General features: G+C 64.4%; 18 protein-coding genes and 1 tRNA gene. 12 read left to right on the top strand and 7 right to left on the bottom strand.

Annotated elements, in window-relative coordinates; genetic code table 11:
- The first annotated feature begins 152 nt into the window (after positions 1-152).
- From N551_RS0117120 to N551_RS0117110, 3 genes are all read left to right on the top strand, one after another.
- Positions 153-1,358, top strand: coding sequence for an ABC transporter substrate-binding protein (locus N551_RS0117120; protein WP_027567952.1), 1,206 nt, complete (start codon positions 153-155; stop codon positions 1,356-1,358).
- 134 nt (positions 1,359-1,492) lie between these two features.
- On the top strand, positions 1,493-2,281 hold the full coding sequence (locus N551_RS0117115) for an enoyl-CoA hydratase (protein WP_027567951.1): 789 nt from the start codon (positions 1,493-1,495) through the stop codon (positions 2,279-2,281).
- A 2-nt stretch (positions 2,282-2,283) separates the two neighbouring features.
- Positions 2,284-3,033 (top strand): hypothetical protein, encoded by a 750-nt coding sequence (locus tag N551_RS0117110; protein ID WP_027567950.1) that lies wholly within the window; start codon positions 2,284-2,286, stop codon positions 3,031-3,033.
- A gap of 177 nt (positions 3,034-3,210) precedes the next feature.
- On the opposite strand, the gene N551_RS0117105 is transcribed toward N551_RS0117110, so the two are convergent.
- Genes N551_RS0117105 through N551_RS0117095 form a run of 3 tightly spaced genes read right to left on the bottom strand, consistent with a single transcriptional unit; the run spans position 3,211 to position 6,287 of the window.
- Positions 3,211-4,029 (bottom strand): enoyl-CoA hydratase/isomerase family protein, encoded by an 819-nt coding sequence (locus N551_RS0117105; RefSeq protein WP_027567949.1) that lies wholly within the window; start codon positions 4,027-4,029, stop codon positions 3,211-3,213.
- Positions 4,030-4,044: 15 nt separating this feature from the next.
- Positions 4,045-5,205: an acyl-CoA dehydrogenase family protein gene (locus N551_RS0117100; protein WP_027567948.1), complete on the bottom strand. Its 1,161-nt coding sequence runs from the start codon at positions 5,203-5,205 to the stop codon at positions 4,045-4,047.
- A gap of 17 nt (positions 5,206-5,222) precedes the next feature.
- Entirely contained in the window at positions 5,223-6,287 is a 1,065-nt protein-coding gene (locus N551_RS0117095) for an acyl-CoA dehydrogenase family protein (protein WP_027567947.1), read from the bottom strand.
- 236 nt (positions 6,288-6,523) lie between these two features.
- Between N551_RS0117095 and N551_RS0117090 the strand changes: the two genes are divergently transcribed.
- Positions 6,524-7,309 (top strand): SDR family NAD(P)-dependent oxidoreductase, encoded by a 786-nt coding sequence (locus N551_RS0117090; protein ID WP_027567946.1) that lies wholly within the window; start codon positions 6,524-6,526, stop codon positions 7,307-7,309.
- Positions 7,310-7,439: 130 nt separating this feature from the next.
- Here N551_RS0117090 and N551_RS0117085 read toward each other — a convergent pair whose 3' ends face one another.
- Both N551_RS0117085 and N551_RS0117080 read right to left on the bottom strand, forming a co-directional pair.
- Positions 7,440-7,712 carry a GlsB/YeaQ/YmgE family stress response membrane protein gene (locus N551_RS0117085; RefSeq protein WP_196236584.1) on the bottom strand — a complete coding sequence of 91 codons (273 nt, stop codon included), beginning with the start codon at positions 7,710-7,712 and terminating at the stop codon, positions 7,440-7,442.
- A 31-nt stretch (positions 7,713-7,743) separates the two neighbouring features.
- Entirely contained in the window at positions 7,744-8,310 is a 567-nt protein-coding gene (locus tag N551_RS0117080; RefSeq protein ID WP_027567945.1) for a YidB family protein, read from the bottom strand.
- 159 nt (positions 8,311-8,469) lie between these two features.
- Here N551_RS0117080 and N551_RS0117075 point away from each other — a divergent pair, with 159 nt between their 5' ends.
- Positions 8,470-9,471: a 2-dehydropantoate 2-reductase gene (locus N551_RS0117075; protein WP_027567944.1), complete on the top strand. Its 1,002-nt coding sequence runs from the start codon at positions 8,470-8,472 to the stop codon at positions 9,469-9,471.
- Between the two features lie 36 nt (positions 9,472-9,507).
- The gene (locus N551_RS0117070) at positions 9,508-9,723 is read left to right on the top strand and encodes a hypothetical protein (protein ID WP_027567943.1); all 216 of its coding nucleotides are present in this window, start codon (positions 9,508-9,510) and stop codon (positions 9,721-9,723) included.
- A 238-nt stretch (positions 9,724-9,961) separates the two neighbouring features.
- Here the strand turns inward: N551_RS0117070 and N551_RS38840 are convergent, their stop codons facing one another.
- Positions 9,962-10,594 carry a hypothetical protein gene (locus N551_RS38840; RefSeq protein ID WP_027567942.1) on the bottom strand — a complete coding sequence of 211 codons (633 nt, stop codon included), beginning with the start codon at positions 10,592-10,594 and terminating at the stop codon, positions 9,962-9,964.
- A gap of 208 nt (positions 10,595-10,802) precedes the next feature.
- On the opposite strand from N551_RS38840, the gene N551_RS0117060 reads away from it, so the two are divergent.
- From N551_RS0117060 to N551_RS38055, 6 genes are all read left to right on the top strand, one after another.
- Positions 10,803-12,320, top strand: coding sequence for an AMP-binding protein (locus tag N551_RS0117060; protein WP_027567941.1), 1,518 nt, complete (start codon positions 10,803-10,805; stop codon positions 12,318-12,320).
- A gap of 25 nt (positions 12,321-12,345) precedes the next feature.
- Positions 12,346-12,984, top strand: a complete 639-nt coding sequence (locus tag N551_RS0117055) for an RraA family protein (RefSeq protein WP_027567940.1) — start codon at positions 12,346-12,348, stop codon at positions 12,982-12,984.
- A 26-nt stretch (positions 12,985-13,010) separates the two neighbouring features.
- Complete coding sequence (locus N551_RS0117050) at positions 13,011-13,382, top strand: cupin domain-containing protein (RefSeq protein ID WP_027567939.1); 372 nt, start codon at positions 13,011-13,013, stop codon at positions 13,380-13,382.
- A 47-nt stretch (positions 13,383-13,429) separates the two neighbouring features.
- Entirely contained in the window at positions 13,430-14,386 is a 957-nt protein-coding gene (locus tag N551_RS0117045; protein WP_027567938.1) for a tripartite tricarboxylate transporter substrate-binding protein, read from the top strand.
- Positions 14,387-14,483: 97 nt separating this feature from the next.
- Positions 14,484-14,560: transfer RNA gene (locus tag N551_RS0117040), tRNA-Arg, on the top strand.
- Between the two features lie 567 nt (positions 14,561-15,127).
- Entirely contained in the window at positions 15,128-15,532 is a 405-nt protein-coding gene (locus N551_RS38055) for a hypothetical protein (RefSeq protein ID WP_155809759.1), read from the top strand.
- A 1-nt stretch (position 15,533) separates the two neighbouring features.
- Here the strand turns inward: N551_RS38055 and N551_RS0117030 are convergent.
- Positions 15,534-15,817, bottom strand: a 284-nt coding sequence (locus N551_RS0117030; protein WP_027567936.1) for an integrase core domain-containing protein, incomplete at its 5' end; no start/stop codon positions are given.

The raw sequence follows: 15,817 nt of genomic DNA, 5'->3' as shown, positions 1-15,817 counted from the left end.
GCGCGATACAAGCGCGACCTGCGTCGCAGCTCGCGCTTGCTGCGCTCTTGTGCATGCGGCATGATTGCGGCAACAGCTTTAGGCAACAGCTTTAACCAAGAGCAATAACCAAGCCGCCATCAGAGTACGGCGCGATAAGGGAGATCTTTTCCATGAAGCATGTTTTGTCGGGCATTTTCGCTGCTGCGCTGGCGCTGAGTGCAAGCGCCGTGCAGGCCCAGGACAAGCCGTCACTGAAGATCGGCGGTATCCTCGACATGTCGAGCCTCTATGCTGACATCACCGGCCCCGGCAGCGAGACCGCGGCCAAGATGGCCGTGGAGGACTTTGGCGGCGAGGTGCTCGGCCGCAAGATCCAGGTGCTGGCTGCCGACCATCAGAACAAGGCCGATCTCTCCGCCAACATCGCTCGCGACATGCTCGACAATCAGGGCGTCGAGATGATCTACGACGTCGCGGCCTCCGCGACCGCGCTTGCCGCCGGCGAGATCGCGAAAGCGCGTAACAAGATCATCATGTTCAACGGCCCGGGCTCGATCCGCCTGACCAACGAGGCCTGCGGTCCCTACACCATCCACTACGTGTTCGACACCTACGGTCAGGCCAATGTGACCGGCCTTGCGGCCGTGAAGTCCGGCCTCGACACCTGGTACTTCCTCACCGCCGACTACGCCTTCGGCCAGGATCTGGAGAAGGACACCAGCGCCGTCGTGACCAAGACCGGCGGTAAGGTGCTTGGCAGCGTGCGCCATCCGCTCAACACGTCGGATTTCTCGTCGTTCCTGCTCCAGGCCCAAGCCTCGAAGGCAAAGGTGATCGGGCTTGCGAACGCCGGCGGCGACACCGTCAACGCCATCAAGCAGGCGGCCGAGTTCGGCATCACCAAGGGCGGCCAGAAGGTCTCGCCGCTGCTCGCCTTCGTGACCGACATCGACTCGATCGGGCTCGAGACCGCGCAGGGCCTGTTGCTTGCGGAAGCCTTCTACTGGGATCTCAACGACGACACCCGCGCGTTCTCGAAGCGCTTCCAGGAGCGCATGAAGCGGCCGCCGACCTCGGCGCAAGCGGGCGTCTATTCCTCCGTGACTCACTATCTGAAGGCCGTGAAGTCGGCCGGCACGACCGACGCTGCAACAGTCATGAAAGTGATGAAGGAGACGCCGATCAACGACTTCTTCGCCAAGAACGGCAAGATCCGCGAGGACGGCCGCATGTTGCACGACATGTACCTGTTCGAGGTCAAGAAGCCGTCGGAATCCAAGGGCCGCTGGGACGACTACAAGCTGCTCGCCACCGTGCCCGGCAGCGAAGCGTTCCAGTCCCTGGAGCAGTCGCGCTGCCCGTTGGTGAAGAAATAAACCTCGTCATTGCGAGGAGCGAGGCGACGAAGCAATCCAGGCTGTCTCCGCGGAAACATTTCTGGATTGCTTCGCTTCGCTCGCAATGACGAGCGTCGATAGACCGAAGCAAACAACAGCAAGGGAGACGTCCCATGAACGACATGGTCCTGCAGAAGCTCGAAGGCGGGCTGCTCACCATCACCATGAACCGGCCCGAGCGGAAGAACGCGCTCAACCCGGACATGGTCGCCGGGCTGGTCGTGGCGGCACGGCGCGCGGCTGATGATCCGGAGGTGCGTGCGGTCTTGTTCAAGGGCGCGGGCGGCAGCTTCTGCGTCGGCGGCGACGTCAAGTCGATGGCCGAGGGCCGGGCGCCGCTGCCGTTCGAAGTGAAGATGGCGAACCTGCGCCGCGGCATGGAGGTGTCGCGCATCCTGCACCAGATGCCAAAACCCGTGGTGGCGCAGCTCGACGGCGCTGCCGCCGGCGCGGGTCTGTCGATGGCGCTGTCGTGCGACCTCCGCGTCGCCTCCGAATCCTGCAAGATCACCACCGCGTTCGCAAAGGTCGGCTTCTCCGGCGATTACGGCGGCACCTATTTCCTCACCCAGCTGCTCGGCAGCGCGCGGGCGCGCGAGCTCTATTTGACCTCGCCGGTGCTTTCCGCGAGGGAAGCGCATGCGATCGGCATGGTGACGAAGGTCGTCCCCGACGCCGAGATCGACGCGGCCGCGCACGAGCTCGCACTGTCGCTGGCGCAAGGGCCCTCGATCGCGCTCGGCTTCATCAAGCGCAACATCAACAATGCCGAGCATCTGGCGCTGGAGGATTGCTTCGACGGCGAGGCGATCCACCACACCCGCTGCAGCGACACCGAGGATCACAAGGAGGCCGCCAAGGCGTTCGTCGAGAAGCGCAAGCCGACCTTCAAGGGCGCATGACGATGGCGCCCTATATGCGGTTGCGGCAGATCTGCCTGGTCGCGCCGCAGCTCGCGCCCGTAATCACCGATATCGCTGATATCATGGGCCTCGCTGTCTGCTACCGCGACGGCAATGTCGCAAAGTACGGCCTGGAGAACGCGCTGCTGCCGGTCGGCACGATCCTGCTGGAGGTGGTCGCGCCGTTCAAGGACGGCACCACGGCCGGCCGCTTCATCGAGAAGAGCGGCGGGCGCGGCGGCTACATGGCGATCTTCTGCTGTAACGATCCCGACGAGCGCGGTCGTAACGCCAACGCGCTGGGCGTGCGCACCGCCAACGTCATCGACCACGCGCCCTATCACGGCGTGCAGCTCCATCCCCGCGACTGCCGCGCCGCCTTCATCGAGTTCAACCACACCGAAGGCAGCGACGACATTTTGGGACCCTATCCACCGGCCGGCCCCAATTGGCAAAAATTCATCCGCAAGGACGTGACGCAGGCGTTGACGAGCGTGGAAATGCAGAGCCCGGATCCGCAAGGGCTGGCCGAGCATTGGGGCAAGATCATCGGCGTTGCGCCGAGCGGCGATGCTGAACTGAAGTTGCCCAACGCGACCTTCCGCTTCGTGGAGGGCGCCAGCGAAATCATGAGCGCGCTGGAGTTTCGGGTCGCTGATGTTGCCGGTGTGTTGCACGCCGCGAGGGCGAAGGGACATGCCGTGGCGGGCAACGAGTTCTTGCTCGGTGGGGTGACGTTCCGCGTCAGTTGAGTGCTTGGTAGTGATCCGTCACCCTGAGGTGCTCGCCTCTTGCGCGAGCCTCGAAGGGCGACGGCCACCAGCGGGGCCGCTCATCCTTCGAGGCTCCCAGCGCGATGCTAGGCATCGCGCTACTCGCACCTCAGGATGACGGATTGAGAGAGGGCGTGCGGCGCGACCCTGCCGCAATCACCTGCCCTTGAAATTCGCCGTCCGCCGCTCTTCCGTGGCTTTCACGCCTTCCTTGAAGTCTTCCGTCGCGCGCAGGCGGGTCTGCTCCTCGAGCTCGTGATTGGTCGCCGCCATGACGCGGTCGGCCAACCCGGCGCGCATCGTGGCGCGGGTGGAGACGAGGCCGAGCGGGGAGCATTCGGCGATTTCGCTGGCGAGCTTCAGTGCCGCCGCCTTGACCTGGTCCTGCGGCACCAGTTCGTTGGCGAGGCCCCATTTGAAGGCTTCCTCGCCGGTGACGCGGCGGCTGGTGTAGAACATCAGTTCGGCGTTGTTCTTGCCGATCAGCTCGGGCAGCGTCACGGTCAGGCCGAAGCCGGGATGGAAGCCGAGCTTGGTAAAGTTCGCGGAGAAGCGCGCTTCGGGGCAGGTGACCCGGAAGTCCGCCGAGACCGCGAGGCCCAATCCGCCACCGATGGCGGCGCCCTGCACGGCCGCGACGATCGGCTTCTTGGCGCGGAAGATGCGCACGGCCTGGATATAGAGATGGTTGATCGCCCCGAGGCTGTCGGCCGGATCGCCCTTTGCCGTCTTGTCGGCTTCGCGTGCCTCTTGCGCCTGCCGTGCCGGATCCTGGAAATTCGCGCCGGCGCAAAACGCTTTGCCCTGCGCCGACAGCACCGAGGCGCGAATCTCGATGTCGCGATCGAACTCGTCGAGCGCGTCCGCGATCTGGTTGATCAGCGAAATGTCGAAGAAGTTGAGCGGCGGGCGGCGGATTTCGATGGTGCCGACGTGACCAACTTTCTCGACGCCGATATCTTTGTAAGTGCTCATGATGTCCTCGAATGATTAGCGCAAACCAAGCCCGCGGGCGATGATGCCGCGCAGCACCTCGGTGGTGCCGCCCTGGATGGTGAGTTTCGGCGCGGTTTTGATGGCGAAGTCGAGCTGCCGCTCCAGCGTCTCGCGGTTGGTCGCGGTCTCCTCGACGAAGGCGGCGAGATCGCGCACGCGGTGCGGCAGCTGCTGTTCCCACACGGTGCCGATGTCCTTGACGATGGAGGCTTCAACGACCGGCTCCTTGCCGGCTTGCAGCATGCCCGCGACCGAGACCGACATGCGCCGCATGGTGTGGAGCTGCGCCACCAGCCGGCCGATGCCTTCGGCACTGCGGGTATCAGGATTGGGGCCGACAGCGCGAACCAGCTCGGTCAGCACGTAATAGGTCTCCAGGAAACGCTCGGGGCCCGAACGCTCATAAGCGAGCTCGCTGGTGGCCTGCTTCCAGGCGCCGTCGACTTCGCCGAGTACATGATCGTCGGGCACGAAGAAATCCGTGAAGACGACCTCGTTGAACTCGTACTGGCCGGTGATCTGGCCGATCGGGTTCACCTGGATGCCGGGCTGCTTCATCTTGACCAGGAACTGGGTCAGGCCGTGACGCCGGTTTTCGTTGGTCGGCTGCGACGTCCGGAAGATCGCGATCATGTAGTCGGCGATATGCGCCGACGAGGTCCAGATCTTGGTGCCGTTGATGAGATAGCCGCCGTCGGTCTTGGTCGCGCGCGTCTTCGCGGCGAACAGGTCCGAGCCGGAGTTCGGCTCGCTCATGCCGATCGCGAAGCAGATCTCGCCGCGGCAAATACGCGGCAGGATGTCCATCTTGATGTGCTCCGGGGCGTACTTGATCAGAACCGGCCCGCTCTGGCGGTCGGCGACGAAGAACCGCCGCGTCGGCGCGTTGGCGACGCGCATCTCCTCGGTCACCACGTAACGTTCGAGGAACGAGCGCTCCTGGCCCCCATATTTTTTCGGCCATGTCATGCCGAGCCAACCCTTGGCGCCGACCCGGCGAGAAAATTCCGGCGCGTCGGTGTCTTCACGGTTGGGCTTGTGCGGATCGAAGGTGCCGGCGGCGATTTCCTCCGCGAGGAAGGCGCGCACTTCCTTGCGCAATTGCTCGCATTTCTCGGGCAGGCGGATCGGATCGAAACGGAGGGCAGCAGTCATTGTTGTCTCGTCCCTGATCAGCGCGAAGCCACGAGCGGCCACAATTCGTCGGCTCCGCGGTTGGCAATGAGCTTGCCGAGCTCGACGGCCCAGTGGCTTTCCGAACCGAAATCATCGCGCCAGGCCAATGCCCGCAGCGAATAGCGGTGCAGGATGTGCTCCAAGGTGAAGCCGATCGCGCCATGAACCTGATGCGCGATGGCGCCGCCCTTTTCCGCGGCTTCCGCGCAGCGGATTTTTGCCGAGGCGGCTTCGAGGTAGACCGCGTCGTCGAACGACTTTGCGTTGGCGATAGCATCGGCGGCCGAGGTCGCCGCGGCAAGGGCAGCAGCCGACTCGCCGGCGAGGCGGGCGAGATTGTGCTGCACCGCCTGGAATTTCGAGATCTTCTTTTCGAACGCGACGCGCTCGTTGGAATAGCGCACGGAGATGTCGAGCATCGATTCCAGCGCGCCCGCGATCTGAAGGCTGCGCGCGACGCCGCCCATCAGCATCATTGTGGTCTGGTCAAAGCCGCTCGGGGCGGGCTTGACGGTGACGGGCTGCACCTTGTCGAGCGTGACGGTGTCGCTGTGGTCGTAGCCGACATTGAGCCCGGTCTCGATCCGGCCCTTGCTCGCATCGACCAGCGCGATCGAGGCGCCGTCCTTGCCGTGGACCAGCACTGCGAAGTGCTTTGCCGCCTTTGCGAAGGGCACGCCGCGGGCGCGGCCGGAGAGCGCACCATCGGCATCGCGCGTGATCCGATCCTTCGGGGATGCCGGCAGCACGGTCATCTCGCCCTCGGGGGAGGCGATCTTCGCCTGCGCCAGCAGCCAGCCGGCGAGCATGGTCTCGGCCAGGGGAACCGCGACTGCGAAACGGCCGGCCGCGTTCAGCAGCGCAAAGCCGTCGGCAAGGCTCGCGCCGGAGCCGCCGAGATCGTCCGGCACCCAGGCCAACGGCAGGCCGGCTTCGCTCAGCGCCTGCCACAGCGGCGCCTGCCATGAATCCTTCTTGTCGTTGTTGACGGTCTGCGGATCGGCGAGATCGGCGAAGATTTTCTCCGCGGTCTCGACGACGATATTGTCACTCTCCGCCACAGCGTTCCCCGTGTTTTGCCATTGGCGCTTCCCGCCCCGTGGGCGGACGCGCAGGTTCTTCTTGCGCCCGATGATCCAAAAAAGCCATGGCCCTGACAAGCGCTGATCGCAGGTCAACCTGCGGCGCGGGCATGGGCGATGAGCTAATTCCGCTTAGCGGAGTTTGCTCGATTTGCAGGGCGCGGCAAACTCGCTAAACAGAATGTCGATACTCAATCAAGGGGAAGGAAATCCGGATGGCAAAGGACAGTTTGTGCGCAATCGTGACGGGGTCCGCCTCCGGCCTGGGTGCTGCGACCGCGGAAATTCTCGCACGGAGCGGAGCGCGGCTCGTCATCAACTATTCCTCGAGCCAGAAGGAAGCGGAGGCGACCGCTGAGCTGTGCCGCAAAGCGGGCTCACCGGAAGTTCTGGTCGCGCAGGGCGACGTCTCCAAGGATGACGATTGCCGCAAGATCGTTGCGGCAGCTGGCGCCTGGGGCCGGCTCGACGTGCTCGTCAACAATGCCGGCACCACCAAGCATGTCGCTCATGCCGATCTCGATGGATTGTCGGCGGAAGATTTCCAGCGCCTGTACGGCGTCAACACCATCGGCCCGTTCCAGATGGTGCGCGCGGCGCGCAGCCTGCTCGAGGCGGGCGCCAAGGCCTCTGGGCGGCCGTCCGCCGTGGTCAACATCTCCTCCGTCGCCGGCATCAGCGGCGTCGGATCGTCGATCGCATACGCCGCGAGCAAGGGCGCGCTCAACACGATGACGCTGTCGCTGTCGCGCGCGCTGGCGCCGCTGATCCGTGTCAACACGGTATGCCCGGGCTATATCGATACGCCCTGGTTCACCAAAGGCCGTGGCGAGGCGGGCGCCAAGCAAGTGCGCGACAGCGTCGTGGCCAAGGTGCCGCTGAAGGTCGCATCATCGGCGGAAGACATCGCGCAACTCGTCTGCTTCCTGGCGATGCCGGCCTCCAGCAACATGACCGGCGAGGTCGTGCGCATGGATGCGGGCATGCATTTGGTGACGTGAAGTCGTCATTGCGAGCGAAGCGAAGCAATCCAGACTGCCTCCAAGGCAACAATCTGGATTGCTTCGTCGCAAGAGCTCCTCGCAATGACGATGTGGGGGCCGTGTGCCTTTCCCCAGACGCCTTAGCGCGTCACCCCTTGATCACGCCGCTCGCCACCAGCCGGTGCCAGATGAACAGCACCACCACGGCGCCGATGGTGGCCATGATGAATCCCGCGCCCTGGTCGGGACTGTAGTGCCCGATGGCCTGGCCGATGAAGGTCGCGAGAAACGCGCCGGCGATGCCGAGGATGGTGGTGAGGATGAAGCCGCTCGGATTGTTCGGTCCCGGCGCCAGCCAACGCGCGATGAGGCCGGCGACGAAGCCGACGACGATGATCCACAACAAGCCACCCATGCTCATGTCCGTGCTTCCCTCGTTTGACTAAACTAAATCAGACTCTGCCCGCGATCTCATGCTCGGTCGGCAGCCGTCCGTCCGGCGTCAGATGATCGACCACCTGCGGCAGATACTGGCTGAGGCCGGAGAGCAGCTCGTCACGAGACAGGCCGCTTTGGGCGGACAGGCTCTCGATCTGGTCGGCGCCGAGCGCATTGGCGAGATCGCCTGGTGCGATCGCCTTGTTCTCGCCCTTGCCGACCCAGGTATTGGCAGCGTCGCCATGACCGCTCTGCTGCAGCTGGTTGAGGAGATCGCCGAGCCCGCCGCTGAGCACGCTGCCGGCCGCGCCGCCCGCGAGCAGGCCGCCAAGGCCGCCCTTCAACAGGTCACCGAGACCATTCACCGACGGGGGGAGATGTGTCGGCGTCGGTGCCGGGGACGGCTGCGGCGCGCTGCCGCTCTGGTTGCCGCTCAAATGCTTGAATGCCTTCCAGGCGAGCAGGCCAAGGAGGGCCATGGTCATGGGCGACATGCCGCCGCTGGATGAGGATTGTGAACTCGGCGTGCTTGGGCCGCGCGGGCCGTTCTGCATGCCGTTGAGGACGTCGAGCAAACCCATGGCGTTCTCCTTTGGCGCTTTCTTGCCGGTAACAAGCCCCGTTCGAAAACATATGAGGCTGTCATGACGGTTACAAGGCGATTGCGCCGCAACTGCGGGAATGGGCAGCAGGCACAGCCTCTGCTATCGAGGGCAGATCGTTAAAGGGGGCAAGCCGAGGTGATGGCGGATCGACCGATCGTGGTGGCCGGCGCAGGCGCCATCGGATGTTTCGTCGGCGGCACCTTGGCGGCTGCCGGCCGCCGCGTCGCGTTCCTGGTGCGGCCGCGGGTGAAGACCGAGATCGAGCGGTTCGGCCTGGTTCTGACCGACTTCGACGGCTCCGAGACGAAGCTCGACCCGGGCCAACTCGCGCTGTCGGAAGATCCCGCGATCTTCCACAGTGCCGGCATCGTGCTGGTCACGGTGAAGAGCGCCGACACGGCCGGTGTCGCCGACCAGATCGCGCAGCATGCGCCGCAGGACGCCGTCATCGTCTCGCTGCAAAACGGCGTCGGTAATGTCGCGGTGCTGCGCGAGCGCATGGGCGACCGCCGCGTGCTCGCCGGCATGGTGCCTTTCAACGTAGTCGGGATGGGCGAGGGGCGCTTCCACCGCTCGACCTCCGGCGACATTCATGTCGGCGAAGACGATGCGAACACGGCAGCAGCGCTGTCGGTGCCGGGGCTCGCCATGCGTGCGAGCCGCGACATCACCGGCGTGCAATGGGGCAAGCTGATCATCAATTTGAACAACGCGCTCAGCGCCTTGTCCGACATGCCGCTCGCCGCGCAATTGGCGAACCGCGACTGGCGAAGGCTGTTCGCCGACCAGATGGCGGAGGGGCTGGCTGCGATGAGGGCCGCGGGCATTACACCGGTCTCGGCGACGCCGATCCCGTCATCCTGGACGCCCAGCTTGCTGAGACTGCCTGATCCGATTTTCAAGCTGATCCTGGGACGGACCATGAAGATCGCTCCCGAGGCGCGTTCCTCGATGTGGCAGGATTTGAAGCAGGGCCGCAAGACCGAGATCGACTATCTCCAGGGCGCGATCATCGCGCTCGCCGAGCAAAACAATGTCGACGTGCCGCTGTCGCGCCGCATTGTTGCGCTGATCAAAGAGGCTGAGGCCGCGGGCAAGGGCTCATCGCGGCTGACGCCGCAGCAGGTTCGCGGATAACGCATGAGTTCAGGCTGCGCGACGGGAGGAGCAACGATGAAACGTCGTCTGACGATCGGATTCGCGTTGGCCGTGCTCTGCGCCGCGTCCTCGGTCGCGGAGGCCCGGCCGCCGACGGTCATGAACTCTCCCGGCTATGACAGGCGATTGCAGGAGAGCAGGTCGCAATTGGGCAGTTCTCCGACGACAACGGCGCCTGCGAATGCGCCCGTTGCGTCTCCCAAGCGCAGCAAGAAGAAGCACACGAACTGAGGCGCGGCTTTGGGTGTGAGTTGGACGGCTGAGACCACATCTTCAGTCGTCGTCCCGGCCTAGCGCGCAATTGCGCGCGGGGGGCCGGGACCCATAACCACCGAATTGCATTTGGCGAAGACTCGCGGTTCCCAGTCTCGCCCCACAACTACCCCTTGGGGTAATGGGTTCCGGCCCCCCGCGCGCAATTGCGCGCTAGGCCGGGACGACCAGCGGAGTTTGTAGCTGCTGCCGAGACTCAGCCCTTCTTAGCGGGCTTGCTCGGCGTCGGGCTGAACAGCTTCTTGATGTCGTTCAAACCATCCGACAGCCGCGGCCATTCGCAGGAGAACGAGCCCTTGGTGCAGGGCGCGCCCTTCGGCCGCGGCCGCGCGTCGCCGATGGCGGCCTGCTGGACTTTCGGCCGCTCGACCGGCACCGGCACGCGCTCGACCTCGGTTCGCAACGCGACCCGCTGGAGCTGCTGCACCTGTTGTTCCTGCTGCTCGCGCTGCTGGCGCGCGGTGGCCTGCGCGGCTTCATTGCTGCGGCGCTGATTGGCGAGATAGACGGTGTAGGCTTCGTCGATCTTCTTCTGCTCCTCCGGCGTCGGATTGGGGCCGGCGATATCGAAGGTGCGGTCCTGGAGGAAATCGTAATAGGAATAGCCGCCGCCTGCCTTGCGCCGGCCGGCGAATTTGGCGTTGCAGTCGGCAAGCGCAGCCGTCTTCTCGGATTTGGTCGTGGCTTTTTCGGCGGCGTCGGCGCAGGCCTCGAAGTCAACAGGCGCGCGCTTCCACCATTGTGCCTGGGCATGCGACGGCGCCAGCAGGAAAAATCCTGCTGCGGCAACCACAAGCGCCGCACGACGCGATGCAACTACGTCCGACATTCTACGAGAGCATTCCTTGCAAAACTCAACCCGAACTGAGTCGGGCTGATTTTTGCCCCTTTATGGCCTGCTTGTCACCCATGGAACCCGGGAATTTCATGACTGCGATGCTGACATTTTTTGCTTGACGTGGCGCAGGAGTCACAGCGTCACTTCATCCTGCGGTCGCCTTGTAGGCGACGCCAAGAAAACGAAGTGGAAACGCCTGATGCTGCTGCCCCTGTCCGATGTGCCGCGCTGGTACGCCGAGCGCAAACCGCAAGGCACGATCGCCGTCCGTCACGGGCAGGATACGCTGACATGGGATGCGCTCGAGCGCGGCGCCAACCGGCGCGCGCGGGCGTTCATGGCCAAGGGCGTCAAGCCCGGCGACTTCGTCGCGATCGGTTTGCCGAACGGCAATGCGTTCTTCGAGACCTCGTTTGCGGTGTGGAAATGCGGAGCGACGCCGACCTCGCTGTCATGGCGGCTGCCGCGTGGCGAAGCCGCCGCGGTGCTCGACATCCTGAAGCCGGCGCTGGTGGTCGGCGGCGAAGTCGACTGGAACGCGCCGAACCGACTGCCCGCGGATTTCGTGCCGGAAGGCTTTTCGGACGAGCCGCTCACCGCACCGGTGGCGCGCTATTGGAAAGCCATGACCAGCGGCGGATCGACCGGCCGCCCGAAGGTGATCCTCGATCACCAGCCGGCGGTGACCGACACCATCGCCGCGCCGCCGCTCAACATCCCCTTCGGGGTCTCGCTGCTCAATCCCGGTCCGCTCTACCACAACGCGCCGTTCATCGTGTCGCACTACGCGCTGTTCACCGGCGGCCAGCTCACCGGGCTTACCAGGTTCGACGCCGAGGAGACGCTGCGGCAAATCGCGCAAGAGCGCGTGCAATGGGTCAATTTCGTGCCGACCATGATGCACCGGATCTGGGCGCTGCCGGAGAGCGTGCGCAACGCCTACGACGTCTCGAGCCTTCAGACCGTGTTTCATATGGCTGCACCCATGCCGCCCTGGCTGAAGGAAAACTGGATCGCCTGGCTCGGACCTGACAGGGTCTGGGAGCTCTATGGCGGCACCGAACGCCAAGGCTCCTGCGTCATATCAGGCACGGAATGGCTGACGCATAAAGGCTCGGTCGGCAAGATCGGCGAGACGGCGAAGCTGCGTGTCATCGGCGAGGACGGCAACGACGTCGCGCCGGGCGAGACGGGCGAGATCTATTTCCTCAACAATGACGGCCAGGACGCCACCTATCACTATCTCGGCGCGGAGCCGAAGCGCCGCGCGGACAGCTGGGAATCGCTCGGCGACATCGGCCGGCTGGATGCGGAAGGCTACCTCTATCTCGGTGATCGCCTTGCCGACATGGTGTTGCGCGGTGGCGCCAACATCTATCCGGCCGAGATCGAGGCGGCGGTCTCCGAGAGTCCCGGTGTGCGCTCCTGCGTGGTGGTGGGATTGCCCGATCCGGAATTGGGCCAGCGCGTGCACGCCATCATCGAGCCGGAGGGCGATACGGATGGTCAGGCCATCGCCGACGGCATGGCGGACTTTTTGAAGGACAGGCTCAGCCGCTACAAACATCCCGAGAGTTTTGAGATCGTCAGCGTCCCGCCGCGCGATGATTCCGGTAAAGTTCGCCGCACGCTGTTGCGCGACGAGCGCGCGGCGTGGATGAAGGAGGGGCGCGCCTTCCGGATTTGGCCGGCGAAGGCGCGGGCGCACGCCGAGTAAGACAATTACGGAAGGATTTCTGGACATGACCATCACCATCGCTGCGAACAGCGTGCCGAAGCCGCCGGCCGAGATCATCGAGGGCTTTCGCGGTGCGCCGACCTCGGTCATTTCAGACAATCTCGCCCGGCTGCCCGGCGCGGTGGGGCTGAAGCCCTATCATCGCGGCGCCAAGCTGGTGGGCACGGCCTTCACGGTCCGCACCCGTCCTGGCGACAATCTCGCCATCCATCGCGCGCTCGAGCTGGTCGGTCCGGGCGACGTCATCGTGGTCGACGGCGGTGGCGACGAGACGCGCGCGCTGGTCGGCGAGATCATGAAGAATATCGCGCAATGGCGCAAAGCCGAAGGCTATGTCATCGACGGCGCGATCCGCGACGTCGCGGCGTTCGCGGCCGATGACTTTCCCTGCTACGCCCGCGCCGTGATCCACCGCGGCCCCTACAAGAACGGCCCCGGCGAGATCAACGTGCCTGTTTCGATCGGTGGCAGCGTGATCTCGCCCGGCGACATCGTCGTCGGCGACGAGGACGGCGTGGTGTCGTTTGCCGCCGCCGGTGCCGCGGCGCTGCTGGACGCCGTGCGCGCCCAGGTCGCGCGCGAGGAGGAGACGCTGAAGGCGATCCGCGAGGGCCGTTATCAGGGCTCGTATGGCAAATCCTGATCAGAGAAAAAGAAGGGGAGGATGGCGTGAGCCAGAAAGAGGAATTCCACAATCTCGACGATACCGGCGCCGGGCTGTTTCGCGAGCTCGCGGCAGGGGTGACCACGCGCATTTTTTCGGGCGAGCAGGCGATGCTGTCGGTGGTGACCCTGGCGCCGCATGCGCAAGGCACGCTGCACCATCATCCCGAGGAGCAATGGGGCGTGCTGCTCGACGGCTCCGCCATCCGTGTCCAGGGCGATGAGGAGATTGCCGTGAAGAAGGGCGATTTCTGGCGCACGCCCGGCAACGTGCCGCACACGATGCGCGCCGGCCCCGACGGCGCTCGCGTGCTGGACATCTTCAGTCCGCCGCGGCCAGAATACAGAAAAGCGGGATCCGGTTTCGGAACGACCTAAAGCGCCAAGAGCAAAAGCCGGGCGCGAGAAAACAGGGGAGGGATACCATGACGATCACACGACGGACGCTGCTCGCAGCGCCGGCTATTCTCGCGATGACGCCGGCGTTGGCGCAGGCTTCAAAAATCACGCTGGTGGTGCCGTTTCCGCCGGGCGGATCGACCGATGCGATGGCGCGGCTGCTCCAGAGCCATCTGCAAACCAAGCTCAACCGCATCGTCATCGTCGAGAACAAGTCGGGCGCCGCCGGCGCGCTCGGTGCGGCGCAGGTCGCCAAGAGCCCGCCTGACGGCTCGACGTTCCTGGTCACCTTCGATTCCCACGCGGTGATCCCCTCCATCCTCGACAAGCCGCCCGTTGATGTCGAGCGCGAGCTGATGCCGGTGTTGCTGGTCGGCACCGCGCCTTACGTGATCGCCGCCGGCGCGGGCCGTCCCTACAAGAGCTTTGCCGACGTGGTGGCGGCCTGCAAGGCGACGCCCGGCGCGGTGAAATATGCCTCCGTCGGCATCGGCACGCTCGGCCATCTCGCCATGACCGTGCTCGGCAACAAGGCCGGCGTCGAGATCATGCACGTGCCCTATCGCGGCGGCGGCCCCGCGATGAACGACGTGCTCGGCGGCCATGTCGACCTGATCGCGGGATCGGCGGCGCTGGTCGCAGCCCAGCTCGGCACCAACATGCTGCGCCCTATCCTGCAGCTCGGCCGCGAGCGGCTGCCCGGCCTGCCGGATACGCCGACCGCGATCGAGGCCGGCTTCCCGGATTTCGAGACGCTGGCCTGGTGGGGCATCTTCGCGCCCACGGGCACGCCGCCGGACATCGTCGCAGCCCTCGCGACGGCGTCCAAGGAGATCCTGAGCGAGCCCGCGACCGCCGCCCAGCTCAAGGAAACGCAGCAGATGACGCTGCTGCTCGAGGATGGTCCCGCCTTCAAGACTTTCTTCGACAAGCAGGTCGCCACTTGGGGCAAAGTGGTGAAGGACAACAATATCCGGGCGTGAGGCTGTCCGGCTGGCGTTTGCATTGATCGAGGTGAGGGCTTCCGATCCCGCCTCCGCTTTGATATGAAGCCCCGGTAACCCGCTCTGCGGGTTCCGCGGTCCCGTAGCTCAGCCGGATAGAGCGACGGTTTCCTAAACCGTAGGTCGGATGTTCGAGTCATCCCGGGATCGCCAGCGTCTAAATGCGCAAAACCCCTAAAATTGCAGTGTTTTGTGCTGTACGCGCTCCGTTCCTAGGCCGAAAGGCACCTGAAAATGCCGCTACGGCCCACTACGCTCAGTACCATGGATTACAACGGGTTACGCATAGTGCCCTCTGCTCCGTGCAACACGGATGCAACACGGAAGGCGTTCTGTTCGCGGTTCGTTTAGTGTGTCGAGCCGGTCGGGTGCACCGCTAATCGGCTTGACTTGACGATCGTTGACCTAGTCTAAATAGCGACTCCTGTTGCGGCTTCCCAAGCTGCATACGAGGGTTCGATTCCCTTCGCCCGCTCCAATCCTTCATACTCCTGTAAAATAAGGTGTTTTGGCGTTTCACGCCGCGCCTTTTCGTGCGTCTTCGAAAAAGTCATACAACGCTCGTACAAATGGCAATTGAATCCTTGAATGACTGACGCGGGCATTAGCTAGCTGCGGAGCGGGTTGTCTCAGTAAAATGCGGGGCAGCCGTCGGCCGACGAATCCGACGCAATTGTCGCGGACCTGAAAGTCAAGCTGGAGGAAGTCTCGGCCTCTCATGTGCGGTCAGTCTCAAAGCTTGAGGCGTCCCAGCATAAGGTCATTTCGCTCGAAGCCGAGCTCCGCGGTCTTAATCAGGTCGCGGAACGTCGCGAGAAGGAACTTGAGCTGGCCTTCCGCGTCCTCCAGCGGCCGTCTATGCGAGAAGGCAGTGAACTCCTTCCCAATTTGTCTGAGCAAGATCAGGGCGCCATTGCGACGTCTCCCCTGGTCGATACAGATGCCAATGAGGCCAATGCTCTGAACACCGATCCCGTGCCGGCGGCCGGTCAAGTGGACTGGGGTAAGCCGACCTCGGCCTCAGTCGAGTTGCTCAAGTCGGTCGACAAGCCTCTCCCTTCGGTGGAAATACTCACGCAGCTGCCTATGAACCGCCCCGGGTTTGCCGGAGGCCATTTGGTTTAAGTTATGCCGCCATCGCGGGTTGTTCCAGCATGGCGTAGTAGCGTTGCTCGGCTTCGGCTGGCGGTATGTTGCCGATGGGTTCCAGGAGCCGCCGGTTGTTGAACCAGTCGACCCATTCCAGCGTCGCGAACTCAACTGCCTCGAAGCTGCGCCATGGCCCGCGCCGATGGATCACCTCGGCCTTGTAGAGGCCGTTGATGGTTTCGGCGAGAGCATTGTCATAGGAATCTCCGACGCTCCCGACAGAGGGCTCCACGCCGGCTTCGGCCAGGCGCTCGGTGTATT

Source organism: Bradyrhizobium sp. URHA0013 (assembly GCF_000518345.1).
In the GTDB taxonomy this organism is placed as follows: domain Bacteria; phylum Pseudomonadota; class Alphaproteobacteria; order Rhizobiales; family Xanthobacteraceae; genus Bradyrhizobium.
Note: the sequence above shows the minus strand (reverse complement) of the source record. Positions and strands in the feature narration are given on the sequence as shown.